The sequence below is a fragment of the Streptomyces chengmaiensis genome (assembly GCF_029846775.1).
In the GTDB taxonomy this organism is placed as follows: Bacteria; Actinomycetota; Actinomycetes; order Streptomycetales; family Streptomycetaceae; genus Streptomyces; species Streptomyces chengmaiensis.
The window spans coordinates 88,280-111,324 of record NZ_JARWBG010000008.1; the positions used below are offsets into that span (position 1 = coordinate 88,280).

Below are 23,045 nucleotides of genomic sequence, written 5' to 3' on the forward strand. Positions count from 1 at the left end.
AGAGCCCAGTTGAGCCCTTTTGGCTGTCGCTCTGTGGCGATGGCTTAAAGCTGACAGAGAGAGTCCGACAGGGCAAAGACTCTTCCCATTGGTACTAGGGAAAAGTGCAGGTCAGAGCAACATCATGAGGGGATTCTGATACCAGCAGGAGGTGGTAACAGGGGCTCCTACGACTCGTTTTCGGAGTCCATGAGGCTCACCAGACGTCGCAGAGCAAGCTCTCCGGCATGACGCACGGGGTCATGGAGGTTCTCGTCTTGTTCTGCTTCGTGATAGGCGTTGGTGAGGCGGAAGATGTCAGCGGGTGTTAGCTCAGGGTCTTCAAGAGCATCTTCCATCTCGTCAAATGCTTTGGCTCTAACTTCATGTTCAGGATCTCGAAGAAGGCGTTCCCAAAGATCTATGGCGATATCATGATCTACTTGCATAAGCGGCCGAGCAAGGTGGGCCACTCTGTGACGCTCCTGCTTTAATGGGCTACCAGCGAAGCTGAAGAATATTTCCTTTGCGCGTTCGGGATGCCTAGTACTAAGGGACCCGATATAGGAATCCATCGATTCTTCAAGATAAATATCGCGCCTGTCTTCAAATCTCGATATCTCTAAGCTTGGCGCACCATCTTCTTGGTCCAGGCAAGCGCGATATAGGAAAAGAAACTCCTGGATGGGCAGGCGATCAAGCGACGCTGCCAAACTTTCTTCCCTGCGCCTCCGCTCTTCGTATCGCTGCTGATTTAGTTCTCCATGCATACGTATCTATTTATTTCATAGTTGGACTAAAAATGCAATAGTAGATACCCGAGGCCGGGCTTCCGGTCTGCAAAAAATGATATAATTCTGCCAGTTGCATGTCAGTCAGGGGGCGGTGTGGCAACTGAGGAGCGATTGACAGCTAATGAAGAAGCGATGCGAAAGCGGATCCAAGAGCTTAGTAAGGGAAAGGGGGTTCGGCGCTCAGGGAGCGAAAAAGAAAAGCTCCTCGATATCCTAGGCGAGGAGCTGTGCGTTCTTTGGGGGGTCACACCAGACAACAGCATGAGTGACATTCAGTCGACATTGACTGTGAAGCTGAATGAACTTATTGCTTCGTTTGAAGCAAAAGTTCGCCTCTTGGATGAAAGTGACTGTCGCGACTCCATTAGGGTCGACCTCAATATTGATGATGTCCGGCAGGTGCGCCGAAGGTCGGGTAAGGGCGTTCGGCGTGAAGATTTCTCGCAGCACTTGAAGAAACAGCTCAAGGCTGGCGATGTAGAAAACCTAAGGAAACATTTCGATAAGTTTGCGACGTATGCCGCAAAAAAGATCTGTAAGCAATACAGCGCTTTGCTTGAGCGGGCTGTCGCTGAGGCGCAGATTGTTCATGGCCCCGCAGGAGTAGCGGCAACGAATAGCCGTACTCATGTACAGGAGGATGTTCCTTCCACCAGTGTCGAAGTGGCCGTCTTCCCTGAGAAAGCAGCGACTGAGTCCCTCCAGGAGCCAACAGCCAATGAGCCAGCACCAATAGACCAACCTGTTCAATCAGACGCCTCGTTGACGCTGTCCGAGGAGCCACAGCGCAGCGAGCCAGACTCGCCAGAGCCACTACCAGAGCGCAAGGAACCTGCAAGGACCTTCCTCATTCGGCAGGCTTTCGTTTCTCTTGTTCTCGCTATGACATTGCCTCTTACGTTCCTGCCCTGGCCTAACGACACAGAGGAAACGGGAGAAGAGTGGTCCGGCGACACACTCAACTCTTCACCAAAGCCGCCAGCGAAGCTCCCCATCGGTGATGCGCTTAATGTGCACACATACTCAGTGACAGGCATGAACGGTACGTGGAGCGCCGCCGTCTCCGATGACAAAGTTGATCTGGTAACCAAGCCGTTGCAGGGCTACAACTCTATCGGGGTAGATAAGCTCCCCGCAGACTTCCAGAACTCACTTGAGGAACACGGCTACCTGCTCGGTGAGTTGCGCATCCAGTTTGCAATCAACCGATTGGATGACGACAAGAGGGACATCGAGATCATTGAGATTCGTCCTGTAGATATCAAGAAGCAACCTATGCCTACAGGTGGTGCCTTCCTGATGCCGCCCAGCAAGAATAATGACTGGATCGGCGATGCAGAGTTCTACATGAACGCACCGGCCATGGAGGCTGTCTATCCGGCCGACGGAGCCGATGCGGGTGAGCCATTCTTCCAGGCGCAACGTAAGACTCTTAGCTTCCAGGGAGATGGGGAAGCCTTTAACCTAGCCTTCTTTGCCTTTCAGGGCGCGTACACCTTCAAGATCGCTGTGGACTACGAAGCGGGCGGCAGCCAGTACAGAACCTATGTCGTCAACGAAAACGGTCGAGAGACATTCAAGTTGACAGCCGATCCATGCCCTCGGGCCACGCCGGCGCAAGAAAGGCTCTACGGATACCCTTCCAAAGCTGATCTAGAAGCCGTGCAGGGCATCAAGTACGGCGAGCTGTGGATCCCTACTGAGCTCGAGCTAGCGGGCGGAGAGTCAGCGAGCGTGATTGCCCAGGGAAAACCTGGGCAGTATACGACCGATACCACGAACTGTGCTCGCATCAATTCCTAGTTGGGAGAGCGCATTGGCATCTAGGAATCGACTACTGTCAGTGCTCCTTCTCATCTTGGCAGCAGGGAGTTTTGGCTGGTGGTTCCTTCACCGTGGAGAGGGTCTCCCCGACCCCTGTGAGCCCCATCAGGACGATTGCTTGGGGATCCGCGAAGGAGACTTTGACGGCGACGACAAAAAAGATAGAGCAGCATTGCTCTTGAAAGGAAGAGGCGACGGAACTGGAGAGCTGAGTATCAACGTCGCGTTCGGCAGTGGTGAAAGCCGTTCTCAAATTATCGTTGACAAGAAGGAGTACAGCGCTCACCAGCTCACAGAGCCAAAATGGCTGAACTGGAAAGAGCCAGTCGATCTAAACGAAGACGATCAGGACGATCTCTTCGTTGTTGGTCTTGCCGGTGGTCGCTCGATCCTTGTTTGGCACTTTGAGTATCAAAGCGGTGAACTACGACCACTGCGAGGACTGGGAGACGCTTCCTGGTTCAATCACGGCACATGGGGGTTTCAGACAGGGATTACTTGTCGAGCGCGGAACGGGCATCCGGAAATAGTATTTGTTACATTGAGCCGCGACTGGGATAGTCGCTCCAAGGAAGATCTCTTCAAAGGCGTCACGACAATCTACCGCGCTGATGATCGGGGCGCGTTCGCCGAAGTCAGCCAGGATGAACTGACCTATCCGGCTTCCGACTTCAAGGACGGCTGGCCGTCTGAACTCGCTCAGTACGAGGGGCTCAACTGTCCAGGGCTCGTGTACCCCGGTTGGTGAACCCCTCACCCCAACCCCACCCGACACCACACCACCTTGCCGCCGTTCGGCGGCTGGAAGAATCCCCACTCCTTGGCGAGCATCTCCACAATGAAAAGCCCCCGGCCGTTCTCGGCCTGGGGGCTGACAATCCCTTTGCGCACAGGCGGTTGGTAGAAGCCGTCTGCTACCTCAACTACAAGCTCGCCGGGCATGTAGATCAGCGTCAGCGAGATACGCATCACCGGAGCGTCGAGGGTCTCCTCGGAGATGAGTACAGCGTTCGTGACCAGCTCGCTGACGCACAGCTCCACCGTGTCGATCCGCTCGAGCACCAGGCCCCAGGCACCGAGGACATCACGGGCGTGGCGACGAGCCCAGGGCGAGGCGTCGCGCTGGGCGGCAAGCTCCAGCCGGCTGACCAGTCGTCGGTTACTCACGGCCCGCCTCCTGGCTCTGAGGCGCGGTCTCCTCGAACGGCTCGACCAACCAGAGCTGGCCGCCAATCTCGCGCTCTACCTCGTCCTTCATGATCTCCGCCAGGACCGGGATCTGGTGAAGGTGTTCGGGCGAGGGCATCACCACGTGGGTTACGTTCTTCATGCGGCTGTGGGCCACAAGCTCCTGCCACGCCCTGAGCTGCTGCCACTGGGCCTCAACGAACACGTCTGCGAGAACCAGTCCGTTGGTCTCGGCAAAGACCATCAGGTCGCGTTGGAGTCGTAGAACGTCGTCGATGCCGAGCCCTGGCAGCATGCGGAGATAGCCGTAGGCAAGTCGTCGAGGTGAAGTGGGTCGCATGGTCGGCTCCTTGTCCCACCCCGCTGGACGGGTGGGAAAAACGGGGGCTACCGAGCCTGCTTAGGTCTCCCACCTGCGCCAACTACGGCCACGCATACGCCGGTATACCTCCGGCGTATTGCCACCCACGGGCCCCGTATGGCAATACGCTGGGTTGGGTAAAACCAGCGGCAACAGGGGCGGGAGTACAGCGGCATGGCACCACAACCACCAGCCCGCTTTTGCCAGTGCGGTACCCGCCTGGCCAGGGATAACGCCGGAGATCGCTGTAGCGCCTGCGCCCGCCAGGAGCGCGGTTCAGCCGGCCAACCGCCCGTTCTGCCCGACGAGTTCTGGCAACACCCGCAGATGAGCGAGGCCCTGGAGAGCTGGCACTTCGGGAAGGTTCTGTACGCCTACCGCACCCACCCGCACCACGAGCGCCCCATCTCTCAGGGAGCCGTCGCCAACTGGCTCGGCCTCACCCAGGCGCAGCTCAGCCGCATCGAGAACGGTCCTGCCCCGCAGGACCTCGGAAAGCTCATGAGTTGGGCGCATAGCCTCGGCGTTCCGGCCGACCTACTTTGGTTCAAGCTCCGAGGTAGCGAAAGTCAGTTCGCCGCTCCTGCGAATCCGCGGGAGGACAGCGATCTCCAGAGGCCAGAGCAGCCGTCCCAGACCCAGGGATCAACGCTGCTTCCGGTCGTGGTCGACGGACAGACCGTCTTCGTACCCATCGACGCTTCCACGCTAGCGACCAGCGGCCTCGGCAGCCTGTCGGCGATCCCAGCCGACAGCACCACGAGCGCAGAACACGAGGCCATGAGTCCGCTTCACCGTAGAACCCTGCTCAGCGGCATCGCCGCTGCTGCCCTCCCCGGCCTGGGCCTGGAAGAGCTCCGGCGCGTAGCGAGCGCTCTGGACGATTCACGCCGCTACCAGGGCGGCCCGATCGTCGACTACTTCCGCACTCAGCTCGACCACGCTAAGCGTGACGACGGCTCCCTCGGGCCCAAGAAGACTCTGCCGGTCGTCCTCGGGCTGCTCGGCGCGATCGAGCAGCACGCCCGCAACGTGAAGCCGCGGGCCCGCCGCGAGCTGCTGTCGGTCGGGGCGGATGGAGCGGAGTTCGCTGGGTGGCTATATCGTGATATTCACCAGCCAGGTCAGGCCGGCTTCTGGTACAACCGGGCCATGGAGTGGGCTCAGGAGGCTGACGACGCATCCATGCAGGGGTATGTCCTGCTGAAGAAAAGTCAGATGGCATATGACGATCGAGATGCCCTGCGGGTGCTCACCTTGGCCCAGGCAGCTCGTCACGAGCGGTGGCAACTGCCGCCGCGTGTCCACGCCGAGGTTACCCAGCAAGAGGCCCTCGGCTTGGCCATGACCGGCGAACCGCTGGATGCCGTCAGGCAGAAGCTCGACGAGTCGCGCAGCTTGTTGACCAACATGCCCAGCGATGACCCGAACCCGCTCGGTGCCTACTTCGCCGAAGACACCCTGATGCTCCGCAACGCCGTGACGTACACCGAGGCCGGAAAGCCGAGCATGGCGGTGGAACTGTTTGGCGAGGCGATCTCAGCGGGGACGTTGTCGCGACGCGACACGGGGTTCTTCACCGCACGGCGGGCGGCTGCTGTGGCGCTGTGCGGTGAGCCCGACGAAGCCGCCCAGCTCGGCCGGGCATCTGCCGAGGTAGCGCACACCATGAAGTCGGAGCGGACCATGCGTGTCCTCGGGGAAGTCCTGCACACCTTGGATCGGTGGAGTAGCCGGCCTGCGGTACGAGACTTCCGCGAAGCTCTGCGGGCTTCGTGAAGGTTATAGAGGTTGCGTCAGTCAGTTGGTGACTGGCCGTCCTGGTTCTCGACGATCACGCGCACGGGGTAGCGCAGCTGCGGGAGTGCTCCCTCGAGGCTTTCGATCGCCTTGCGGATGTAATGCAGGTTGCCCTCTGGGGCGTCACGGGTTTCCCGGAGATCGGCAAGGTCAATCTCGTAGGTCATCGTAGGGATCGGGCCATGCGGTCCATCTGCATCAATCGTGATCGTGTGCCGCTGCGGGACGTCATCCTTGACGATCTTGAAGCCAACTCCGATGAACCAGACGAGCTTACGTCCCGGACCGAGCGCTTTGATGCCGTGGCGTAGCCGTCTTTGAGCTGCTTCGGCTCGAGAAGAGGGGCCACCATCACTGAGCGGCGGGTAAATCGTGGCCCGAACATTGTGCGCGAACGTCGGCCCAGAGTTGCCGAGTACCAGGTTGAACGCCGTCCCTTGGGCCTCGTCCGGGCGTACGTCCACCCAGATGTAGGGATGAGCAGCTTCTTCCGCGATCTGGCGCTGGAGGTCAGTCTGGGCCATGGCGGCATCGGCAGCCCGCTGCTGGAGTCTCGTCTGGTCCCGCTGGATTTCAGTCTGGGCTGCAGCAGCATTGGAAGCGCGTGCAGCGAACCGGAGCGATACCCAGGAGGCGCCAGCGGCGGCGATGGCGCCTCCTGCGGCGGCGAGTGCAACAAGTGTCTCGGACTGCATGCCGGGAGTATCTCAGCCTTCCCAGTGCTGGTGCTACCGAACGGTGTTGCCACGCACGTTGGTCACCCACTCCGCCACCGTCCGAATCACGAAGGCTTGCCACTCCTGGCTCTGAGGGTTGAGGTACTGCGGGTCGTCGTGGACGGCGAAGCCGTGCTGTGCGCCCTCGATCTCGACCAGTTGGCACGGAGCCCGGAACTGGGAGACAGCCGACTTGGAGGACTCGAACGGTACGAGGGTGTCCCTGGTGCCGTGCACGATGAGGGTCGGGGCCTGCACGTCGCCGAGGGCCTCATGGGGACGGAGCCAGAACACCTCGTTGAAGATGGGGCGCCCGTGCTTGAGGGTCGGCGTGAACTGGATGAAGCCCTCCGATGCCAACTGCTGTGCTGCTTCGTCCTGGAGGTAGTCATTCTCCCAGAAGGGCCGGCTGTCGATAGTGCGCTTCTTGTAGTCGAGCTGGGGGTTGAAGAGGACCAGGCGGGAGAGCTCGTCCGGACGCTGGGCGGCGTAGTAGGCGCAGATTCCGCCGCCGAAGCTCGCTCCGAGCAGCGTGACCTCCGCGGCCCCGGTCGCCTCGCGGGCGTACGCCAGCACGACCCGGATGTCGTTGAGGATGGCGGAGAGCGTGACGTCTTCCTGACGGCCCTCGCTCTGGCCGTGCCCGCGGAGGTCGAAGCGCAGCGAAGCCACACTGGCTTCGGCCAGCCCGGTCGCCAACCGCGTGAAGAAGCCGCCTTCTTCGCGGGTGACGCCTCCACCGTGGACGAGCACCACGGCACGGGAGGTTGGTTGCTCCGGTGTGACCAAGGTGCCCGCCAGGTGGAGGCCGTCGAGGGTACGGACTGTCACGTCAGTTGAAGGCATGGAGAGTAGCGTAGGGAGTGTGGGGGTGTAGGGCGACCAGGTGGAGTCAGCGCCTCTTCGTGGGCGGATAGAGCGGCTCGTCGGCGAGCACTCTTCGTTCAAGTTCAGCGATGATCTTGGCCGCTGACGCGATGAATTCCTGAATCCTTTTGTCTGCTCGCACTGTCACCAGCTCCGAACCGCTGGGAGAGCGTGCATCGTAGTCATAGACCGGTGCAGTGAAGCTGTAGGTTCCCAGACGGGCCAACTCATCGAGCGAGCATTCAGGTTCGTTGTTCCAGTTCAAGCCGTACGAGGCGAAGTCGGCGGTCCTGTGCACGGTCGTTGTTGGAATGCCATCGAACGGCACACGGACGCTGCCTATCTGCCATCCCTCGGTGATATATGAGCGTTTCCAGTTCAAGAAGTGCAGTCCAAAACGGATCCTCGCGAGTACCGGTTTGCGTAGGAATCCGCTCCGTCCGTAGAGGTACCCACCATCGAATGTAGGGGTGCCCTCCCAGTAGCCAAGATAGATTCTTTCGTCGATTGGAACGAACTGACGAAGTTCTGCGACGGCGGACTCTACTTGGGGTAGCAAAGCTTGGGCGCGTTCTGCTGCTTCGTTTCGATCAGATGCCCGCTTGGCTGCCTGTTCGTCCGCCTGCCGCTGAGCGTCGTTCTCGACACGGGAAAGCTTGGCCCGCTGGGAGTTGAGCAGGTCCTCGAATGAGCTGTTGCTCTCGTCGGTCGTCTCAGGTGTAGTTGCGCCCGCGCTTTCTCGGAGCTTCATGCCTGCCCTGCTCATCCTGTCAATTGGAGAGCCGAGCTTGACGTTGCAAGGCGCGCACTCGTTCGAATATATGGGCGTGCCTGCGTAGCCACTGGCCTGATGAGAACCACAGAAGGGGAGACCGCAGTTGTGACAGCGTCCGATGGCCAGCACGCCGCACTGATTGATCTCGCAGACAGCAGGAGTCGACATGGGCGGATCCTACTGGGCGACGGGTGTTTTGCGCCAGATCGTTGTGTTTCAACAGTGAGCTCGCTAGCGGGGCAGGTGAGGCGGGTGGGCAGGCTCGCTATTAGGCCAACACGAAACGTTTCGCGCAGGAGATCGCAGGCAGGAGAAATTTTGACGAATTCGCCTTGATCTTTTAGAATGTAAACTATTAATCAAGGCGAATTGAAGATGAATGAAGAATTTAATGACCAGGCGACCCCCGCGGCATCATCCGGCTTTTCGGGCCTACTGATCGCCGTTACCCTTTTAGCAATTCTCTACTTTGTGGGGAATTGGATCCATGATAGCTTTTTCGCGGAGAATTCGAAGACGCGAGGCGGTGATGCCGGCCAAGTGGCCCATTTGAAGCCTTGGTGGAACGGAACAGCTTATCAGCAGGTGTGTAGTGTTCATACAGCCCCTGAGGACACATACTGCAATATCATGGCTGTAACCGTGCAGGATGAAAGAATTGCGACTCTCGTCCTGCCTGATTCACTAGGACGTAACAGTGAAAGTGTATTTATTTCCGCCAATGACTGCGGCAAATCGGATTACGAGCCCGGAAGTTCAGAATTAGAAGGTGCCCTGGCAGGCAAAGGAAAGCGATACTGTTACATACAGGAGCTGGGTGGCGGTAGAGAGTGGCAAGTTAACGAGCTATAAGTGAAATCTGAAATACTCTTTTAGATGTTCCAAACCTCCTGGTTCTCCAAAATGTCCGGCACCTCATAGCCATGCGCTGCCGGATGGAGTTGAAGGATCTGCCGCAACGTCACCAATGCCCGGTAGGCGTCGCGCATAAGCTTTACCTGTTCCTTGAACAGCGAAACGTTATACTCGTCGGGTCTGATCGTGTGAGCGTTCGGGTTCCGCTTTTTACGGACGTCCTTCAACGTCTTGATGGCGTGCTCGATGAGCTCAGGGTTCTCACACCTGACCTTCTCCTTGATCCACTCGTCAAGGATTCGGATGGTTCCCCGCTGTGTGACGACCGTGCGCCCCTTCTTGTCGGTCTGCTCGTCTTCGTACGGAACTTCGTTCTGGAAGAACTCTCGGTTGATGTTGTCTGAGAGCATCTTGTCGAGGACGCCAGCGAAGTTGGCCAGCTCGCGGCCCGTCGGACGGATCAGGTAACCAAAGTCATTGGGCCAGTTCTCAGTGTAGGTATTCTGGAAGAGCGGTGGTCGGCCGATGTGCTGCGCGAGAGCGTTGATCTGCTCCATCTCTTCCAAGAACGCCCTGAACAAGGAGAGCTTCTCCTGCCACTCTCCAAGGATGCTCGACCGCAAGTAGTCCGGGTGTGGAGCGAACTTGTCTCTGTCGTCCTCCTGCTTGGCCTTCCAAATCTGCTGGTGCTCGGGCGAGAGCGAAGATAGGTACCGGCGAAATACGATGACGCCCCATGCATCGTCTTTTTGTAGCGCCAGGCCAAATGACTGAAGAAGCACCTGATCCCGCTCAGGCATGGTTGACTGCCCGAAATGGTCATCGTGGATGCCGATCCTGCCGGTGATGTCGAAGTTGTAGTAATAGCGAGGATCGTTGCGGTACGACTCCAGAATCGAGAGATCAAAGAAGTGGTATCCGAGGGCGGGATACCCGAGGGCAAGTTCGAGGCTGTACGGACGACCTCGGTGTGCGTCGCGGTCTATAACCGATTCAAGGTGACCAACCGTGGGGTAGAGACACGCGCCAGTCAGGTCGCTGGTTGCCAACTTTCCGAGCTGCTGCTCTCGGGGCTCCGGCTCGAACGCCAAGATGTGAGGGTTGGGATGCCGGTCACCGTAGTTGACGTAAACAGTACCCGCTTCGACCAATGGCCGCAGGAGCACTCGGAGGTCATCCAGTTCCATTTCGAGGGAGCGCACCGGTAGGCCGTTAAAGTCGTGCGACTGCACATAGAACTCGGTGGCCAGAGCCAGGAGATAATCTGGAGTCACCTTCTCGTCAGCTGATGACTTCTGGAAGAGCCTCGAGAAGGCGGACATTGCTGATCGGAAGATCACGGGCACCTCAAGACTTGGCACGTGGACTCTCGGCCGTCCGAGGGGCGACCCACGGAAATTCTACTGCGTCGCGGGTGGCGCGATGCCAATACATTTTTACGAAGCCGAGGTTCGATCGTTGCTGTCGCCGACGTCCTCCGGCGCCTTCAGCCCCTGCATCAACTCACCTGGGTCGATGCCCAGCGCCTCAGCAATCTTCAAGATGTTGTGCAGGCTGACGTTGCGCTGACCTCGTTCGACCTGCCCAATAAACGTCCAGTGCATACCACTGTCGTCGGCAAGGCGCTCCTGGCTCTTGCCGAGCTCGTTCCTGCGGGTGCGGACTCGGGCCCCAAAGGTCTGGGCAGCGTCTGAGATGGGCTGTTTTGCCATACCACGCCCAACTACATATGTCCCAAGCCTCAAGATCCAGAGACGATATATCCCAACACTCTGCATCCCATGACTATGTGTCCTATAGTCATGCCCAAGGTCCCCGGCACTTGGGAGGGGGTGATGGCCATGCTGTGCGTCAACAGTGGAGGCAGCGGCGGCACGAAGCGCTGAGCGCCCGTGCGAGCCAGGCCCAGAAGGCCCCGAGCCGTACCTAGCGGCTCGGGGCCTTCCCCATGCTCTCACCATTGCCCTGAGCTGCATGTTTGTTATAATTGATCTTGTGTATGTCAAGTCCGCTCGAGCGCCTATACCAAACCAAGCTTGCACTCCTCGCGACCGTCGCCACGGTGGTTGGTATAGCTCTGATGCTCCTCGCCCACTGGGCGAGCGGCAACGCAGCCGGCGCCTGGCTTGACAGCCTCCCCGTGATGGAGGTCGGCTCGGCTCTCTTCACGACCGGGCTCATCGCCATCTTCTTCGAGTACATCGACCAGGCCGACGCCGAGGCCCGTGCCAACCAGCGTCTCCGCAAGGTGCTGTCGGAGGAAGCACCAGCCATCCGGGACGCCGTGGTCGACGGCTTCGCCTTCGCGCCGGATTCCCTGACGAACGTGGCCTCCAAGAAGACGCTCGACCGCATCGTCGAGAACACCTTGAGCATCCGTCTCGGTGACCAGGAGCTGGCTGCCGACGCCTACCGCGACTTGAAGGAACAGATCATTGGAGCCCGGCAACGCTGGGAGGATGCCCACGTGGCGGTAGCGCTCGCCCCCTGGACGAAGGGGCCGGCGGAGGGCCGAGGCGCGATGTTCGTTGCCACCATCCGTTGGGAGTACCGCTTCGTACCGTCGAGCCCGGTGCTGCGCTTCTCCTGCGTGTCTGATTTGGACGCGTACCGAGACCTGTTGGCCGATCCGACTTCCGCAGCGGAGTGGTACTTCCCGCCCGTAGATGGTCTCGACGCCTCGTCACCCGAGGTCTTCGAGCTGGTGCAGATCGCCGTCAACGGCAAGCCGCAGAAGGTACGTCGCAGCGTGCGCAAGGAGGGGCAGGTCTTCACCTGCAACCTCGGCGAGGCGAAGTCCGACGAGGAGATCACCGTGTCGTACACCTACCGCGTGTTGGTACAGCAGCACGGGCACGTCCTGCACCTCGATCTCGCCCAGCCCACCAAGGACTTCAGGGCTGAGCTTTGGTACGGCGATTGCGGTATCCGGCGCATGAACGTTCTGGACTACCTCTCCGGACCACGACAGCCGCGGTACACCCACCTCTCAGCATCGGACCCGTCACCGAGCGTCGAAGTTGCTTACGAAGGCTGGACGTTCCCCAAGGGAGGCGTGGCGTTCGTGTGGGTGTTGGAGGGGGAGATGCGGGAGCTCGCTGTGTCGGGTGGGCGCGGGAAGCAGACATGATGCGCGCTCTCGTAGCGAGCTCAACTCACTGGATGGGCACGCATCATGCCTGGCGTCGGAAGTAACTACTGCTGAATTGGACGGATTGCTCGGAGCATCGCCTTCTCAGGAACGCGACCCACCATGGTGGCTACTACCACAATGACCATTGCCATTACTGCAGTAGCTACCCCGGCACAGGGGAAGGGATCTCCTCTCAAGCCCAGCAGTAGTGAGATTGACAGGGCGAAGGCCCCCAGAATCGAAGCGACGCCAAAGACCCAGCGAGTGATAGTCTTCTGAACTTCCATTTTCTGCTGGTAGATGTGCAGCAATTGCTCTCGGCTCTTCGGGGGAAACTTTTCGAACGTATTGGCCAGTTCGACATCGGAACTGGAAAACACGGCACCTGAATCTTGCTGTCTTGTGCGAGCCATCTGGAACCCTATTCCCTCAAAAAAAGTAAGCAATAGCTAGATCCGGGCTGGACCTAGCTATTCAAGCGTCGCATAATCCTGGAGATCCAATTGATGCTTTTTACTTGCTTCACTCTAACGAGTGACGCTCGTGAAAGGGTACCGAACGATAGGTGAGAGTGTGGTATTAGGTCAAGATTATTCTTGCGCAGACTTTCCCCTCCGCCCGCTACGACCTGGCCCTGTATCCGCCGGCACCTCGCTCGAAGCGGTTGTCGCTGACGTGCCGAGTACCTTCTCGATAGCCGCACGTTGCTCTTGAAGCTGGCGCTGTTGTTCCTCGATTCCAGCCATGGCTTTGCTGCGGACTTCTGGATCTCCGAGAATCTTCTCGGTCCAGTCTCGTAGTGCCTCTTCGCCAAGTTGATTGATCGTGTGCCCCGTGATGCCTCTCAATGCCTCTATCTGGGCACGTAACTCCTGGCTGATCCGTGGCGCGAAGACTTTCTTTTCGGCTTCTTCGCCCTGGCCCTCTGGTTGTTGCTGTTCAGTCATTGAATAACCCTCCTTTGGTTTTGGTGAATGTCTAGTCTTATTTAAAACCCGAGGCCGGAACGAGTCAATGGGTTGACTTTCCGCCTTGATTTCGTGCTGCGGTCGGTACATAATGGGGATATGGATAGAAAAGAATTGGAGGAGGTCTTAAAGGGATTCGAAGAACGAATTAGTGAGAAGCTTGAGAAGAAGATGGATGCCAAGCTCGATCAGTTTGCTATGTCATTCGTGAAGCACATGAATGAGCGGTTCGATGCTGTCGACCGTCGCTTCGAAGAAGTAGACCGAAAGATTGACAAAGTGCAATCAAGCGTCGACGAAGTTCACGGCATGCTTGAAATGGAACGCGACGAGCGGACAGTCATATCTCACCAGCTCGACCGCCACGAAGACTGGATCGAGCGAGCTGCCAGAAAGCTCAACATCGAGTACGACCAAGCGGCATAGCGACGAGGACGTGCAAGACGGCCGCTCACACGAAGCGGCCGTCTTTGGTTCTTGGCGAGTGGAGCTACTGCTCCCGCCCGTGCCGGTCTCGCATCCTCACACCTCGTTTGAGGAGGTTGTTCCGGATGGTGTCGGCTGTCACGTCGAGGCGTTCGCCAACTCGTGCCAGCGAGAGGCCCTGCTTGTAGAGGCGAGCTGCTGTGTCGACTTGTTCAGCGGTGAGCTTGCGATAGCGGGTTTTTACGCTGTGGCGCTTCAAGATGTCGCCGACGGTGCGGCGGTTGATGCCGAAGCGTCGACCAAGCTCGTACACCGTGGCTCCGGCCTTGTATGCGGCGATGAGCTCCTGAGCTTGGTCGCCCTTGATCTGCTTGGCAGTTCGGGGAGTGACGCGCCGCTTGCGTTGCATGGCTGGGCTGGAGGGGTCTGGTAGCTTGCGTAGCAGCGCCTCCAAGGCGTCTACCTGGGCTTTTGCGTTCCAGTGGGGTCGGGTGGGGTCCACAGACGTCAGAGCCCCTGTCGGAGAGATCCGTCAGGGGCTCTTTCACGTCGTACAGCAGCAAAGTACAGCAGCTACTTTTGATCTCTGGCGTTCAGCGGCTTGTCCAGGTGCTTGCCGAGCTTCCGTAGCGCCTTGCGCGTCGCCTCGGACGGCACGTGCGTATCGGTGATGATCCCCGCGTCCAGATCGTAGGGCGAGCGGCAACAAGATCGCAGAGCGTGACCGCAGATGCCCTCAACCGACCGCACACATTCGCCTTGCGCCCACTCGAAATCGACGCGGGACCAACTCCTGCCCACCGCCCAGGCAAGGCTCCTGTCAGTGGCTGCTGTCAAGATGCCCAGAACCGGCCACGATGCAGGAGAACACCATGGGCACTTGGGATGTCGGGCCTTTCGACAACGACACCGCAGCCGACTTCAGCGGCACCCTGGATGAGGCCGCCATGGACGCACGCGCGGGCATCATCCGCGACACCCTCACACGCGTGATCGACACCGTCGGCTACCTCGAAGCACCCGACTCCGAAGAAACCGTCGCCGCGGCCACTCTCATTGCCGCGCACTGCCCCGAAGGTGAGCCGACCGATCCCGTCTACGGCCCCGAAGAGCAGCTTCCCGACCTCACCAGCCTGCGCGAACTTGCCCTCCAGGCCCTCGACCGCGTCATGACTGAGCCGTCCGAGCTGATGGAGCTCTGGGATGAATCGGATGGCGGTCCCTGGCGCGCGCAGATCCGAAACCTGCGGAACGTACTCACGCCACAGATGCCCGGAGAACAGCTCAGCCTGATCTGAACCACCTGCACCCTCTACGAGTCATCCCCGAAAGGTCACCATGAGCTGGGACGTGCTCCTCCTCCGTCTGCCCGATGACATCACCTCAGTGCAGCAGATCCCCGACGACTATGCCCCCGCTCCGCTGGGCAGCCGGCACGACGTCCTCGCAGTTATCACCGAGGCCGTTCCCGACATCGACCTTTCCGACCCCACGTGGGGCGAACTCCTCAGTCGCACCTGGTCCATGGAACTCAACATCGGCGCAGAAGACCCGGTGGACTCCGTCATGCTCCACATCCGGGGCTCCGGCGACGACGTGCTGACGCCCGTCCTCCGTCTTGCCGAGGCAATGCGGTGCAAGGCGCTCGACTGCGCCGAAGGGGACCTGATCACTCCGGGGCAGACGTCGGGCTGGCACGCTTTCCAGCAGTTCCGCGATCGAGTGATGGGACCCTCTCGGTGATACCTCCCGGTCACAGCGCCAGCATCCACCCCATGCACCCCGAAACCCGATTGGACCCTCCGTCCGGTCGGATGGTCACGTCCGATGAGGGCGACGGAGACGTACAACCCCTCTGGCTCAGCGACGAGCCGGCCACGACCGAGCTGTGGACGCGGATGCACGCCGCACACACACGCTCCGGCCTCAACCGACTGCAGAACACGCTCCTTCCGCAGCCTCCGCGCGAACAGCTCCGCTAGCGCTGACCTGCCAACGGCCCGCTTGCCCGTCCCCACCTGGAAGGCAACATGCCCCGGCGCATCCCCGCACCGCCATTCGACGTGGAATCGCTGATGCCGGAGCTCTCCGGTCTCGCGCGGGAGACGACCCTGCTGTATCCGCGTAGCGGCGAACCGACTGTGCACGACAGTTGCATCGGCGGGCCCCTGCTGTGGCCGGCCGATGAGGCGTGGCCGATGTGCGCCGAGCCAGGTCACTGGAAGCCGCTGCGGACCCCGACCGAGGTGGTCGGCCCTGAGCCGGTGGCGATGGCGCCGGTCGTGCAACTCTATGCGCGGGACGTGCCTGAACTGCCGTTCCCGGCAGGCACGGACGTGCTGCAGGTCCTGTGGTGCCCCTTGATCCACGACGACGAAGCGGGGGCCGCGCTGCCGAGGGTCTACTGGCGCAACGAGCGGCAGGTGGCAGTGGGTGTGGTGTTGTCGGACCGGCCGGAGCCGTATGAGTACGAAGAGGAATTCATGCCCCGGCCCTGCACAGTGACGCCGACGCGGGCGGTGGAGTACCCGAACGGGGACCTGCCGAGAGACCTCGCACAGACGTTGAGTCGACGATTCGATGAGGTCGAGGAGGCGTTCGGCTTCTCGTACTACGAGGTGGCCACCACCGTCCAGAGCAAGGCCGGAGGGTATCCCGGTTGGACAGCAGCCCGACTGGCCAGACTGCCGCTGCGGGCGGCGCATGGAACACCTCCTGAGCATCACCGCCACGGAACCGGTCGAAGGACGCTGGTTCCCGCTCGACGAACAGGAACCCGAGAGCCCGGACCCCAGCCGGTGGACCAAGACCGACCACACGGTCGTCGACACCATCGGCCACGGAATGGACATGGGCGACCTCGGCGGCGTGTACCTCTTCTTCTGCCCCCACTGCCCCGACATGCCGTACACGCACCGCTACGACTGCTGAGCAGCCCACCAACTGGGGAAACGATCGGCTCGCGAACCGGAAGCGATCTTCAACAGGTCGAGACGTGGCTGATCAGGGCTACTCGCGAACACCCGACCATGGACGGCTTACTAGAACACGTGGCAGAACCAATGCCACCTGTCAGAGGGTCCATCGTGTCAGCCCAAGCAGGGTCTCTCTCCTCCGGGAGAGGGGCCCTGTTGGCGTTCTCGGGCCTTGTGGCGGTGGCATCGACCTGTGACGTTGCTGTTTTCTGCCGCGCCGCGTGCAGCCGTGCGAACGGCTCCTTCAGGGCCACGTCCGTCACCTCGTCGTCATCCACGTACGGCTTGTGGAAGATCGCTTGGTTCAGTAGGCGCCGTTGGCAGGCGCTGCATCGTTCGTACAGTGCGCGAGGGTTCTCCAGCAGTGTCAGGGACACCTCGATCAAGCGAGCGGCCTCGGTGAGGTCGTCGTTTGTCTCACCGAGCCGCTTGTTCAGATGCTGTCGCTGCCGTTCGATGTCCGGCACTGCTGCGAATCAGCGTCTCCGACGGCACCCCTCGGGCCCGGCGACACCACCCCCAGGTCATGCCTTCGACAGGGGGCAACAGTCATGCCGGGCCAGGAGGCCAGCGGCTCTCTTGCAGGACCGCGGAAAACATATCGGGGGTACCGCCCGTGGGGCTGCCGTGGTGGTCGTGGTGGTTTGTGCACGCGTGTAGTCACGCAGATCACACCGGAGGGAGTTCCGCTCAATGAAACCGGGGGTGTCGGGCGGTCGGACGACTCGGCGATCCTCGTTGGAGCCGCCCCCCAGGGCCGGCTCCCATGGGTAGCCCAACGACTGACCGCCCCAGCGGTCACCTGAACGGCTCAAGCTGAACAGTTACGTGTATCGGCCTGCCGCGGCCGCACCCGCGCGCACGAATCGACGGGGCCCGGTGCCCGGGCCCCGTCAACGGCACCTGTTCCCCAAGAGAAGTCCACGACGCCGACGGCGGCGTCGTCGAGAACATGGAAGGAGCTGGGGTGAGCGTTCCCGACAAGGTTCAGGGAGTCATCGACGCCCGCAGGGAAAGGGTGGATGAACTCGACGCGCGGATCGTCGAACTGCTGCAGTTGCGTGTGAAGGTCTCCGAGGAGATCCAGCGGAAACGGATGAATTCCGGTGGAACCCGTTCGGATCTCTTTAGGGAGTCGGTGGTCCTGAGGCGGTACCAGGATGCCTTTCCCGAGGCAGGAACCGCCCTCGGCACGGAGGTCCTGCGGCTGTGCCGCAGCAAGACCCCCCATCCGAAGCTGCAGCACATCCCGAAAGACCGTTGAGTCAATTGCACCAACGGAAACGAACGTCCGGACCGGACAGGGCACTGCAGAACCAACCGAATCTCGGCTCACCTACCGAAGAATGGTGTGGAACAACAGATGACCACGATCGACGAACTGCTCGAGCAGCACGCCAGGACACGCCTTGACTCGCTCAACCTCATCGTGAGTGAGAACCGGATGTCCGAGCGCGCGCTGGCCCCCTTGAGCTCGGACATCACGGCACGCTACGCGGCTGATTTCTACTCCGGCACCGCACCTGCGCAGGCGATCACGGCCACCGCGACGGAAGCCGCACGGCGCGTCTTCCGCGCGCGGTACGCCAACCTGTCACCGGTCTCGGGCAACATGAGTCTGCTCGCCGCGGTCTTCGCGCTCACCCAGCCCAACGATCACGTGGGCCGTGTCCCCCCGTTCTTCCCGGGAGGCGGATACCCGCTCGACTACCAGGCCTTCGACCGCCGCCCGCTGCCGCTGCCCTTCTCCGACTCCGACTGGCAACTCGACCTTCCCGCGACGGTCGCCCTGCTGGAGGACGTCAAGCCACCGCTGGTCGTGCTGGGCTCCTCCATCGTCACCTACCCCATGCCGGTGCACGAAGTGGCGGAGATCGTCCACGGCTACGGAGGGGTGGTCGCCTACGACGGCTCCCACACCCTCGGACTGATCGCGGGCGGGCAGTACCAGGACCCGCTGGCGGAGGGCGCGGACCTGCTGCTGGGCTCGACGCACAAGACGTTTCCCGGGCCGCAGGGCGGACTGATCCTCACCAATGACGAAAACCTGCACCGCCGTGTGGAGGTCCTGTCGAACTTCCGCCCGCTCAACGGCCCCACCCTGGTGTGCAACCCCCACTTGGCACGCATCGCCTCCACCGGGATCGTCTTGGAGGAGACCCGGTGGGAGGAGTACGCCCCGCAGGTGGTCGCCAACTCCCAGGCGCTCGCGAACACCCTGCGCGAGGAGGGCATACCGCTGCGCGGGGCCGACGCCGGCAACTTCCCGGAACTGACGTACTGCCATCAGGTGCTCACCGACTACGGGATGAAGGACTCCTTCAGGCTGCGGGACCACTTGAGCCGCCATCGCATCAACGCCGATGGATTCCTCCGTCTCGGTACCGCCGAGATCACACGCCTCGGTTTCAAGGAGGACGAGTGCGCCGAACTCGGGCGCGTCATCGCCTTCCTCCTGCAAAACGAGGAGGACGTTCCCGAGAAGATCGACCGGCGCATCGATGACCTGATCGAAGCACACCGTTCGGTCGTCCTTTAGCACTCTACGAACGCTCTCGGCCGTGTGTGTCCCGTGTCCGTACGCCCGCTCCCGCAACCGATGCAGCACCGTCGTCGGGTCGGCTCCCAGCCGCTCGCCGACACGGACGAGTGAGTAGCCCGCCTCATAGAGGCGCACCACCTCGTCTGTCTGCTCCGGTGACAGCCCCTGACGCCGTGCCGTCACGCCATGCCGCTTGAGGGTCTCGCCAACCCACTGTCGGCTGACGCCGAACCGCTCGCCCAACTCGTAGACCGTGGCTCCCGCCTGGTACCCGTTGATCAGCTCCTGCACCTCGTCCGGGGAGAGCCGTTTGGCGCGCTTCGAGATGTGCCGCGGTCCCGTCGCCGAGGTCCACCGCCCACAAGCTCTCCATGCTCGTCGGCGGCCAGCCGTCCTCGTCCACGTCCAACCGGAGGTGGACCTTCACATGGTCGTCGCTGAGGTTCGTCACCGCAGCATCATCCAGGCCCCACACGCAGCTGAGAGAGGACGTGGGTCGAACTCGGCTTCGAAGAGAGCAGCGGCAGCGCCATGATGATGCACGAGATCCCGTTCAGCCGAAAGGTTGGGCGGGATCTCGGCGTTTGTCTGATCAGGACGGCGGGTGGGCCGCTGGTGGTGCCGGACCGGTCGGCAGGGAGTATCAGGCGGACTCTCCCCGGCTAGGCGGTCTCGTGCGCGGGCCCGTGCGCGGCGAAGAACTCCTCAGCGGTGAGACCGAAGATCAGGTTGTCGTGGTACCGCCCGGCGAAGAAGTCGTGCCGGCGCAGCCGGCCTTCGAGCTGCGCGCCGAAGGCGAGCATGCCCGCCTGGGAGACCTCGTTGAAGTCGTGGACGTACGCCTGCGCCTTCTGGTAGCGGCGCTCGCCGAACATGTAGCCGAGCACCAGCAGGCCGGCCTCGAGCTCCTGCTTCTCCCTCGCCTGTTCCATACCTCGCTCCTTTCGACGAACTGCCTGTCAGCCGTCAAGGACCTGCCCTGGCCGGCCTCACCTAAGTCGTTCGTCACTCGTACGGAGTAGGAGGGGGAACCCTGGTTCGCGCGGAGCAGCCGTGTGGACAGCCGGCGTCGAGTGCAACACCCTCGACGGCTCGACCCCCGTCAAGGAAGCCGTGATGCCGGCTGCTTGGATCAGGGCGTCACCGCTTGCGGTTGGGGCTCCACTCGTAGGCTCCTGAGGCGGTCTCGATGACTTCGCGGGGCCAGGTCAGCCGGACCTGTTCCAGGTGTCGGCGGTGCTCGGCGATCCAGTCTCCTTCGGGCCGGGTTCCCAGGAGCGCCGTAAGGCGGTCCGGGTCGCTGACCTGGATCGACAGCCAGCCGTCTTCGTGCATGTGGATGTCGAGGCTCAGGCCGCGGCCTCCGCCGATGCTGGCCGTCTGGCCTGGCCCGACGGCGCGACGTGGTAGCGGCGGTCACCCAGGCCTTTCCCGAAGTGGCTACGCCGGTGCGGTACGGCCCGGCCTTCGCGGATGGCCCACCCGATGGGCTCCCGGCCGGGCAGCCGGTGTGTTCACGCGACACGGGAAGCGTCCGTGGTCTCCAGGCCGCTCACCGGTTCGGCTCACGTGTGCGGGCTGGCCGGCGTCTCTGCGGCTTAAGTGGTGACATGGCGTCGGATCGCGCGGGAGCGTTGCGAAGGCTCGGGGAGTGGTGTGCGCGGCACTGGGTCGTGGTCATCGTGGCGTGGCTGGCCGCCGTCGGCGGTGTGCAGGCGCTGGACCGGATCTACGGCGGCGACTACTCCGACAACTTCACGCTCACGGACACCCAGTCCTACCAGGGGCAGCAGGTGCTCAAGGAGCATGAGCCCGCGGCCGGGGGATACGGCAGTCAGATCGTGCTGCACGACGCAGAGCGGCCCCTGACGGACTTCGGACCGCAGATGTCCCAGACCGTCGGCGAGCTGCAGCAGCTGCCCCATGTGCTCTCCGTGCAGAACCCGCTGACGCAGCAGACGCCGCCTCCGCAGGACGGCCAGGACGGCCAGGACGGCCAGGACGGGCAGGACGTCGGGCCGCTGTCCTCGGACGCGGCCACCGCGTACATCACCGTGCAGTTCGACGTACAGCCGTCGACACTGGGCAGCTCCTATCTGGACGGCGTCGACCGGGCCGTGGAGCCGCTGCGCTCAGCCGGGGTAGAGGTGGAGTACGGCGGTCCGCTCGGCAATCTGGCGCGGCCCGAGGCCGACGACCGGGTCAGTGAGGCGATCGGCTTCGGGGTGGCGATCCTGGTGCTGCTGGTCGGCTTCGGCAGCGTCATCGCCGCCGGGGTGCCGCTGCTGACCGCGCTGATCAGCGTGGTCGTCGGAGTGGCCGGTCTGGGGCTGCTCGCAGCCGCCTTCACCTTCGCCACCGTCTCTCCGACCCTGGCCACCATGATCGGCTTGGGGGTCGGCATCGACTACGCGCTGTTCCTGCTCACCCGCCACCGGCAGACCCTGATGGACGGCGCCGACCCGGTCCGCGCGGCCGGGCGGGCCGCGAACACCAGCGGGCGCGCGGTCCTCGTCTCCGGCTGCACGGTGATCATCGCGCTTGCGGGCCTGTCGGTCTCCGGCATCGGCTTCATCGCCAAGCTGGGTGTGGCCGCCGCCGTCACCGTCGTCACCGCCGTTCTCGGCGCCCTGACGCTGGTGCCTGCCCTGCTCGGTCTCATCGGCCGGAACATCGACCGGTTCCATGTGCGCAAGCCCATCGCCGAGGTGCAGGAGGAAGCAGGCATCGAGTCGGGCACCTGGCACCGGTACGCCCAGCGGGTGGAGCGCCGGCCCTGGTGGTTCCTGGCCGGCGGGGTGAGCGTCGTCGCCGTGCTCGCCATCCCGCTGTTCTCCATGCAGCTCGGGAACATCGACAACGGCGCGGACCCCACGAGCTTCACCGACCGGCGCGCCTTCGATCTGATGTCCGATGCCTTCGGGCCGGGCTCGAACGGACCGCTGACCATCGTCATCGACCAGTCGTCCGTGCCGGAGGCCGACCGCTCGGACCTGGCCTCCCAGGCCGGGCAGGCGCTCGCCGACGTGCCCGGGGCGGCCGTCATCACCCCGCTGCAGCCGACGCAGGACGGCGATGTGCTGATCGCCACCGCCTACTCGACCGAGAGGCCGCAGAGCGAGGTCACCACCGACCTGGTCAACCGGCTCGACGACGACGTCCTCCCGCAGGCCGTCTCCGGCACCGCCGCGCAGGGGTACGTCACCGGCACGACCGCCGCCCAGGTCGACTTCGTGGAGATCGTCTCCAGCAAGCTCCCCTACATCATCGCCGTCGTCGTAGCCCTCGCCTTCCTGATCATCCTGATCGTCTTCCGAGGCCTGCTGGTCGCCGTCAAGGCGGCCGTGCTGAACCTGCTGTCGATCGGCGCCTCGTACGGAGTCGTCGTAGCCGTCTTCCAGTGGGGCTGGGGCGGGCCCGCGCTCGGCGTCTCCGGCACCGTGCCCATCGAGAGCTATGTGCCGATGATGATGTTCGCCATCGTCTTCGGACTGAGCATGGACTACGAGATCTTCCTCATCTCGCGCGTCCACGAGGCATGGCTGCGCACCGGCGACCCCAAGGCCAGCGTGGCGCACGCCCTTGAGATCACCGCACGGGTCATCACCTGCGCCGCACTGATCATGTTCAGCGTGTTCGCGGCCTTTCTCATCAACGAGAACATCGTGGTCAAGATGCTTGGCCTTGGCCTCGCCGTCAGCGTGCTCATCGACGCGACCGTGGTGCGGCTGCTGCTGGTGCCCGCCGTGATGACGCTACTGGGCAAGTCCGCGTGGTGGGCGCCGCATTGGCTCGACCGGATCCTGCCGCACATCCACGCCGAGGGAGAGCCGGAGGGTTGA

Annotated in this window: 25 protein-coding genes and 1 pseudogene; 13 read left to right on the plus strand and 13 right to left on the minus strand. The window is 62.0% G+C overall.

Annotation, left to right across the window (positions count from 1 at the left end; translation table 11 throughout):
- Nucleotides 1-167: 167 nt before the first annotated feature.
- Nucleotides 168-692: a hypothetical protein gene (locus QCN29_RS09795; RefSeq protein ID WP_279927376.1), complete on the minus strand. Its 525-nt coding sequence runs from the start codon at nucleotides 690-692 to the stop codon at nucleotides 168-170.
- Between the two features lie 174 nt (nucleotides 693-866).
- Between QCN29_RS09795 and QCN29_RS09800 the strand changes: the two genes are divergently transcribed.
- Together QCN29_RS09800 and QCN29_RS09805 are read left to right on the plus strand one after the other, a co-directional pair.
- The gene (locus QCN29_RS09800) at nucleotides 867-2,576 is read left to right on the plus strand and encodes a hypothetical protein (protein WP_279927378.1); all 1,710 of its coding nucleotides are present in this window, start codon (nucleotides 867-869) and stop codon (nucleotides 2,574-2,576) included.
- A 139-nt stretch (nucleotides 2,577-2,715) separates the two neighbouring features.
- Nucleotides 2,716-3,345 carry a hypothetical protein gene (locus QCN29_RS09805; RefSeq protein WP_279927380.1) on the plus strand — a complete coding sequence of 210 codons (630 nt, stop codon included), beginning with the start codon at nucleotides 2,716-2,718 and terminating at the stop codon, nucleotides 3,343-3,345.
- A gap of 5 nt (nucleotides 3,346-3,350) precedes the next feature.
- On the opposite strand, the gene QCN29_RS09810 is transcribed toward QCN29_RS09805, so the two are convergent.
- On the minus strand, nucleotides 3,351-3,764 hold the full coding sequence (locus QCN29_RS09810) for an ATP-binding protein (RefSeq protein WP_279927382.1): 414 nt from the start codon (nucleotides 3,762-3,764) through the stop codon (nucleotides 3,351-3,353).
- A complete protein-coding gene (locus tag QCN29_RS09815) occupies nucleotides 3,757-4,125 on the minus strand; it encodes a hypothetical protein (protein ID WP_279927383.1) in 369 nt (122 codons plus the stop codon). Before QCN29_RS09815 ends, QCN29_RS09810 begins: the two co-directional genes overlap by 8 nt.
- Before the next feature lie 348 nt (nucleotides 4,126-4,473).
- Here QCN29_RS09815 and QCN29_RS09820 point away from each other — a divergent pair, with 348 nt between their 5' ends.
- Nucleotides 4,474-5,925, plus strand: coding sequence for a helix-turn-helix domain-containing protein (locus tag QCN29_RS09820; RefSeq protein WP_279927384.1), 1,452 nt, complete (start codon nucleotides 4,474-4,476; stop codon nucleotides 5,923-5,925).
- A 17-nt stretch (nucleotides 5,926-5,942) separates the two neighbouring features.
- Here QCN29_RS09820 and QCN29_RS09825 read toward each other — a convergent pair whose 3' ends face one another.
- Genes QCN29_RS09825 through QCN29_RS09835 form a run of 3 tightly spaced genes read right to left on the minus strand, consistent with a single transcriptional unit; the run spans nucleotide 5,943 to nucleotide 8,472 of the window.
- Nucleotides 5,943-6,641 (minus strand): hypothetical protein, encoded by a 699-nt coding sequence (locus QCN29_RS09825; RefSeq protein ID WP_279927385.1) that lies wholly within the window; start codon nucleotides 6,639-6,641, stop codon nucleotides 5,943-5,945.
- Between the two features lie 33 nt (nucleotides 6,642-6,674).
- Entirely contained in the window at nucleotides 6,675-7,508 is an 834-nt protein-coding gene (locus QCN29_RS09830) for an alpha/beta hydrolase (protein WP_279927387.1), read from the minus strand.
- 46 nt (nucleotides 7,509-7,554) lie between these two features.
- A complete protein-coding gene (locus QCN29_RS09835; protein ID WP_279927388.1) occupies nucleotides 7,555-8,472 on the minus strand; it encodes a hypothetical protein in 918 nt (305 codons plus the stop codon).
- A gap of 207 nt (nucleotides 8,473-8,679) precedes the next feature.
- Between QCN29_RS09835 and QCN29_RS09840 the strand changes: the two genes are divergently transcribed.
- Entirely contained in the window at nucleotides 8,680-9,156 is a 477-nt protein-coding gene (locus QCN29_RS09840; RefSeq protein WP_279927389.1) for a hypothetical protein, read from the plus strand.
- 20 nt (nucleotides 9,157-9,176) lie between these two features.
- On the opposite strand, the gene QCN29_RS09845 is transcribed toward QCN29_RS09840, so the two are convergent.
- Together QCN29_RS09845 and QCN29_RS09850 are read right to left on the minus strand one after the other, a co-directional pair.
- A complete protein-coding gene (locus QCN29_RS09845) occupies nucleotides 9,177-10,481 on the minus strand; it encodes a hypothetical protein (protein ID WP_279927390.1) in 1,305 nt (434 codons plus the stop codon).
- A gap of 114 nt (nucleotides 10,482-10,595) precedes the next feature.
- Nucleotides 10,596-10,871, minus strand: a complete 276-nt coding sequence (locus QCN29_RS09850) for a helix-turn-helix domain-containing protein (protein ID WP_279927391.1) — start codon at nucleotides 10,869-10,871, stop codon at nucleotides 10,596-10,598.
- Nucleotides 10,872-11,239: 368 nt separating this feature from the next.
- Here QCN29_RS09850 and QCN29_RS09855 point away from each other — a divergent pair, with 368 nt between their 5' ends.
- Entirely contained in the window at nucleotides 11,240-12,289 is a 1,050-nt protein-coding gene (locus tag QCN29_RS09855) for a hypothetical protein (RefSeq protein WP_279927393.1), read from the plus strand.
- Nucleotides 12,290-12,354: 65 nt separating this feature from the next.
- Here QCN29_RS09855 and QCN29_RS09860 read toward each other — a convergent pair whose 3' ends face one another.
- Both QCN29_RS09860 and QCN29_RS09865 read right to left on the minus strand, forming a co-directional pair.
- On the minus strand, nucleotides 12,355-12,705 hold the full coding sequence (locus QCN29_RS09860) for a hypothetical protein (RefSeq protein ID WP_279927394.1): 351 nt from the start codon (nucleotides 12,703-12,705) through the stop codon (nucleotides 12,355-12,357).
- Between the two features lie 177 nt (nucleotides 12,706-12,882).
- Nucleotides 12,883-13,239, minus strand: a complete 357-nt coding sequence (locus QCN29_RS09865) for a hypothetical protein (RefSeq protein ID WP_279927395.1) — start codon at nucleotides 13,237-13,239, stop codon at nucleotides 12,883-12,885.
- A 120-nt stretch (nucleotides 13,240-13,359) separates the two neighbouring features.
- Between QCN29_RS09865 and QCN29_RS09870 the strand changes: the two genes are divergently transcribed.
- Nucleotides 13,360-13,686 (plus strand): hypothetical protein, encoded by a 327-nt coding sequence (locus QCN29_RS09870; protein WP_279927396.1) that lies wholly within the window; start codon nucleotides 13,360-13,362, stop codon nucleotides 13,684-13,686.
- A 64-nt stretch (nucleotides 13,687-13,750) separates the two neighbouring features.
- On the opposite strand, the gene QCN29_RS09875 is transcribed toward QCN29_RS09870, so the two are convergent.
- Nucleotides 13,751-14,095 (minus strand): helix-turn-helix domain-containing protein, encoded by a 345-nt coding sequence (locus QCN29_RS09875; RefSeq protein WP_279927397.1) that lies wholly within the window; start codon nucleotides 14,093-14,095, stop codon nucleotides 13,751-13,753.
- A gap of 448 nt (nucleotides 14,096-14,543) precedes the next feature.
- On the opposite strand from QCN29_RS09875, the gene QCN29_RS09880 reads away from it, so the two are divergent.
- From QCN29_RS09880 to QCN29_RS09905, 6 genes are all read left to right on the plus strand, one after another.
- Nucleotides 14,544-14,984, plus strand: a complete 441-nt coding sequence (locus tag QCN29_RS09880) for a DUF4259 domain-containing protein (RefSeq protein WP_398859166.1) — start codon at nucleotides 14,544-14,546, stop codon at nucleotides 14,982-14,984.
- Nucleotides 14,985-15,024: 40 nt separating this feature from the next.
- Nucleotides 15,025-15,429, plus strand: a complete 405-nt coding sequence (locus tag QCN29_RS09885; protein ID WP_279927398.1) for a hypothetical protein — start codon at nucleotides 15,025-15,027, stop codon at nucleotides 15,427-15,429.
- 71 nt (nucleotides 15,430-15,500) lie between these two features.
- A complete protein-coding gene (locus QCN29_RS09890) occupies nucleotides 15,501-15,668 on the plus strand; it encodes a hypothetical protein (RefSeq protein ID WP_279927399.1) in 168 nt (55 codons plus the stop codon).
- 721 nt (nucleotides 15,669-16,389) lie between these two features.
- Nucleotides 16,390-16,617, plus strand: coding sequence for a hypothetical protein (locus QCN29_RS09895; protein ID WP_279927400.1), 228 nt, complete (start codon nucleotides 16,390-16,392; stop codon nucleotides 16,615-16,617).
- Nucleotides 16,618-17,628: 1,011 nt separating this feature from the next.
- Nucleotides 17,629-17,925 carry a chorismate mutase gene (locus QCN29_RS09900; protein ID WP_279927402.1) on the plus strand — a complete coding sequence of 99 codons (297 nt, stop codon included), beginning with the start codon at nucleotides 17,629-17,631 and terminating at the stop codon, nucleotides 17,923-17,925.
- A gap of 99 nt (nucleotides 17,926-18,024) precedes the next feature.
- Nucleotides 18,025-19,200 (plus strand): PLP-dependent aminotransferase family protein, encoded by a 1,176-nt coding sequence (locus QCN29_RS09905; protein WP_279927403.1) that lies wholly within the window; start codon nucleotides 18,025-18,027, stop codon nucleotides 19,198-19,200.
- Between the two features lie 665 nt (nucleotides 19,201-19,865).
- Here the strand turns inward: QCN29_RS09905 and QCN29_RS09910 are convergent.
- Nucleotides 19,866-20,135: a GNAT family N-acetyltransferase gene (locus QCN29_RS09910; protein ID WP_279927404.1), complete on the minus strand. Its 270-nt coding sequence runs from the start codon at nucleotides 20,133-20,135 to the stop codon at nucleotides 19,866-19,868.
- A 208-nt stretch (nucleotides 20,136-20,343) separates the two neighbouring features.
- Nucleotides 20,344-20,583, minus strand: a pseudogene (locus tag QCN29_RS09915) (DUF5959 family protein); the annotation flags it as partial.
- 230 nt (nucleotides 20,584-20,813) lie between these two features.
- On the opposite strand from QCN29_RS09915, the gene QCN29_RS09920 reads away from it, so the two are divergent.
- Nucleotides 20,814-23,045: an MMPL family transporter gene (locus tag QCN29_RS09920; protein WP_279927405.1), complete on the plus strand. Its 2,232-nt coding sequence runs from the start codon at nucleotides 20,814-20,816 to the stop codon at nucleotides 23,043-23,045.

Excerpts from the sequence above, each read along its gene's own strand:
- QCN29_RS09855 (WP_279927393.1), top strand. The coding sequence starts at position 11,240 with ATGCTCCTCGCCCACTGGGCGAGCGGCAACGCAGCCGGCGCCTGGCTT.
- QCN29_RS09890 (WP_279927399.1), top strand. The coding sequence starts at position 15,501 with ATGGTCACGTCCGATGAGGGCGACGGAGACGTACAACCCCTCTGGCTC.
- QCN29_RS09845 (WP_279927390.1), bottom strand. The coding sequence starts at position 10,481 with ATGTCCGCCTTCTCGAGGCTCTTCCAGAAGTCATCAGCTGACGAGAAG.
- QCN29_RS09850 (WP_279927391.1), bottom strand. The coding sequence starts at position 10,871 with ATGGCAAAACAGCCCATCTCAGACGCTGCCCAGACCTTTGGGGCCCGA.
- QCN29_RS09865 (WP_279927395.1), bottom strand. The coding sequence starts at position 13,239 with ATGACTGAACAGCAACAACCAGAGGGCCAGGGCGAAGAAGCCGAAAAG.
- QCN29_RS09835 (WP_279927388.1), bottom strand. The coding sequence starts at position 8,472 with ATGTCGACTCCTGCTGTCTGCGAGATCAATCAGTGCGGCGTGCTGGCC.
- QCN29_RS09870 (WP_279927396.1), top strand. The coding sequence starts at position 13,360 with ATGGATAGAAAAGAATTGGAGGAGGTCTTAAAGGGATTCGAAGAACGA.
- QCN29_RS09840 (WP_279927389.1), top strand. The coding sequence starts at position 8,680 with ATGAATGAAGAATTTAATGACCAGGCGACCCCCGCGGCATCATCCGGC.
- QCN29_RS09920 (WP_279927405.1), top strand. The coding sequence starts at position 20,814 with ATGGCGTCGGATCGCGCGGGAGCGTTGCGAAGGCTCGGGGAGTGGTGT.
- QCN29_RS09885 (WP_279927398.1), top strand. The coding sequence starts at position 15,025 with ATGAGCTGGGACGTGCTCCTCCTCCGTCTGCCCGATGACATCACCTCA.
- QCN29_RS09880 (WP_398859166.1), top strand. The coding sequence starts at position 14,544 with ATGCAGGAGAACACCATGGGCACTTGGGATGTCGGGCCTTTCGACAAC.
- QCN29_RS09905 (WP_279927403.1), top strand. The coding sequence starts at position 18,025 with ATGACCACGATCGACGAACTGCTCGAGCAGCACGCCAGGACACGCCTT.
- QCN29_RS09820 (WP_279927384.1), top strand. The coding sequence starts at position 4,474 with ATGAGCGAGGCCCTGGAGAGCTGGCACTTCGGGAAGGTTCTGTACGCC.
- QCN29_RS09860 (WP_279927394.1), bottom strand. The coding sequence starts at position 12,705 with ATGGCTCGCACAAGACAGCAAGATTCAGGTGCCGTGTTTTCCAGTTCC.
- QCN29_RS09825 (WP_279927385.1), bottom strand. The coding sequence starts at position 6,641 with ATGCAGTCCGAGACACTTGTTGCACTCGCCGCCGCAGGAGGCGCCATC.
- QCN29_RS09910 (WP_279927404.1), bottom strand. The coding sequence starts at position 20,135 with ATGGAACAGGCGAGGGAGAAGCAGGAGCTCGAGGCCGGCCTGCTGGTG.
- QCN29_RS09815 (WP_279927383.1), bottom strand. The coding sequence starts at position 4,125 with ATGCGACCCACTTCACCTCGACGACTTGCCTACGGCTATCTCCGCATG.
- QCN29_RS09875 (WP_279927397.1), bottom strand. The coding sequence starts at position 14,095 with ATGCAACGCAAGCGGCGCGTCACTCCCCGAACTGCCAAGCAGATCAAG.
- QCN29_RS09895 (WP_279927400.1), top strand. The coding sequence starts at position 16,390 with ATGGAACACCTCCTGAGCATCACCGCCACGGAACCGGTCGAAGGACGC.
- QCN29_RS09830 (WP_279927387.1), bottom strand. The coding sequence starts at position 7,508 with ATGCCTTCAACTGACGTGACAGTCCGTACCCTCGACGGCCTCCACCTG.